The sequence below is a fragment of the Acinetobacter sp. GD03645 genome, assembly GCF_029845285.1.
Taxonomy (GTDB): Bacteria; Pseudomonadota; Gammaproteobacteria; order Pseudomonadales; family Moraxellaceae; genus Acinetobacter; species Acinetobacter corruptisaponis.
Genome location: NZ_JAOCLL010000051.1, coordinates 1 through 847 on the forward strand (window position 1 = coordinate 1; position 847 = coordinate 847).

Consider the following 847-nt stretch of genomic DNA (forward strand, 5'->3'; position numbering starts at 1 on the left):
ACTAGAGCCATCAGTTGAGTTACCACACAAAACTTACGACTCTAGTCCTTATGTTCGATAGTACCCAATTATTCTGTATAATTGATGATTTCTTTCTAAAATTTGAATCAATTTACTGGAAATTCTTAAAGCAAAATCTTAAATGCCTAAGAGTTCGCCCTGCACAGCTCAGTATTTCTGAAATTGTCTTTATTGCAATTTGGTATAAACATTCACATTTCAATAACTTTAAAGCATTCTTTACGGCACTGAAACATAACTATCTTCATTTATTCAAAAGCCTGCCTTGTTACCAACGTATGATTTACCTGATCAATACTCATCAACTGGCTTTACATGCCTTACATTTCGCCCTGATGAAAGATCAGCAAAGTCCTTATTTATGGATCGATTCAACGACATTGGCTGTCTGTAAAAATCAGCGAATAAAAAGACATAAATCGCTAGCAGCAATTGCAACTCGTGGTAAAAGTTCTATGGGTTGGTTCTTTGGTTGTAAGTTGCATGTACTTATGAATCAGTCAGGTGAAATACTCAGCACAGCTTTATCAAATGGGCATACAGCAGATATAAAAATGGTTGAACAGTTAGTCAAAGGAATGACTGCTAAATTGTATGCTGATCGTGGCTATATTAGTCATGAATTAAAGAGCAAATTAAGAGTACAAGATATTGATTTAATTACCTATCACCGAAAGAACATGAAATGTATACAGTTATCAAAAGCAGATGAATACCATCTGAAACAACGCAATAAGATTGAAACTTTATTCAGTTTGCTGAAAGGGGCGTACAATCTAGTGACGACTAGAGCGAGAAGTGTTGCAGGCTATTTAGCTGGTATTTA

Annotated in this window: 1 protein-coding gene; it reads left to right on the plus strand. The window is 35.1% G+C overall.

All coding sequences use genetic code 11. The annotated features are described in order from the left end of the window. Positions 1–50: 50 nt before the first annotated feature. The coding region (locus tag N5J47_RS18090; RefSeq protein WP_279962426.1) for an IS982 family transposase at positions 51–847 on the plus strand (797 nt) is incomplete at its 3' end.